Here is a 1,343-nt window from a genome sequence, read left to right as displayed (position 1 = left end):
GGACGCTCCTATGTTCGGTCAAGCGGGTGGGTGCTCGAGGATTCGGAAGATTTGGCGCGCTGCGTAGCGTTTGAGGCAGCGGCGGATTTCGCGAGGTGTTTTGCCTTCGGTGGTGCGTCGTTGGGTGTAGGCCTTGGTTGGGTCGTCGTGTCGTTGCCGGGACAAGACGATGGTGTGGAGTGCCCGGTTGAGTTGTCGGTCGCCATGATGGTTGACCCGGTATCGGGTGGTGATCTGCCCACTGTTGGCAGGGATGGGTGCGGTTCCGGCGAGCATGGCGAACGCCGCCTCGGAACGGATACGTCCGGGGTGTGACCATGCGCAGAGCACGACCGCGCCGACGACGGGACCGACACCGGGCACGGTGAGCAAGTCGGGGCGCCAGGAGGTGATGATCTTTTTCATCGCTTTCTCATGGATCTCGGCCTCGGTCTTGAGGTCGCGTGCCCGACGTGCCAGGGTCTTCAGGATCGTTGCAGTGGTGCGTGTTTCGGTGTCCCATGCTGGGTTGATGCGCCAGTTGGCGGCGAGGGAGATCATCTGTGTGGTCTTCTTCGCGCGTAGCTTGTCGCGTAACACGGCGGGGGCAGCGACGACGAGCCCGTGGATCTGTCGCTGCGCGGTTGTGTATCCGTCGACCGCAGAACGACGTGCGGCGAGCAGTACTGATAGCGCTTGGCGGTCTCCGGTGCTGCGTGGTGTGCCGTTCATGGTCCGTGACAGGGCTTCTCGACCGGCTCGAACTGCGTCGATGGGGTCGGACTTGGCGCCGTTACGCCGTGTCGGTCGAGTGGGTCGGTCCAGCTCGATGACCAACTCATCAGTCAGTCGCCGTACTAGGCCGGCGCCGTGGCTGCTGGTGCCCTCGATCGCCCATGCCCGCAGAATCGGGTGCGGGTCGGCGAAATCCACCATTTGCTGATAGCCCGCCTCGGTGGTGGGCACGGTGATCTCGTCGAGTACCGCGCCCGTGCCTGCGTGAATGATCGCGGCACTATGGGAATCAACGTGGGTATCGACACCGATGACAATGTCGACGACATCAGCCAGACTGGTCATGCGTTCTCTCCCTTGGACAGGATGGACGTGATGATTTCCGGTCCGGGAGGAATCACGGCAGGACTGTGATGAGACACAGCACCGCATCAACGGTGCCGGTCAAGCTCCTGATCAGGCCAGTTGTGTTCCAACCGGGCCGGGATCGTGACAGCGCACGCGGACAAGTCCCGTCAAGGGCACACACAACATCGTGGGCCAGTCTCGATATGAGTCACCCATACGCCGTCACTGGCGCTCGCCACACCGCGGCGAACACCTGACCTCATTCTCACAGTCTCGATACG

The 1,343-nt window shown here is 62.5% G+C and carries 1 protein-coding gene; it reads right to left on the bottom strand.

Translation table 11 applies throughout. The features are described from left to right. Positions 1-18 precede the first annotated feature (18 nt). On the bottom strand, positions 19-1,059 hold the full coding sequence (locus tag AAFP35_RS26205) for an IS110 family transposase (protein ID WP_419224615.1): 1,041 nt from the start codon (positions 1,057-1,059) through the stop codon (positions 19-21). Between the last annotated feature and the right edge of the window lie 284 nt (positions 1,060-1,343).

The organism is Gordonia sp. CPCC 206044 (assembly GCF_048537895.1).
Taxonomy (GTDB): Bacteria; Actinomycetota; Actinomycetes; order Mycobacteriales; family Mycobacteriaceae; genus Gordonia.
This window is presented reverse-complemented; position numbering and strand designations above follow the sequence as displayed.

Bases quoted from the DNA above. Each gene is read 5' to 3' on its own strand.
- AAFP35_RS26205 (WP_419224615.1), bottom strand. From the start codon at position 1,059: ATGACCAGTCTGGCTGATGTCGTCGACATTGTCATCGGTGTCGATACC.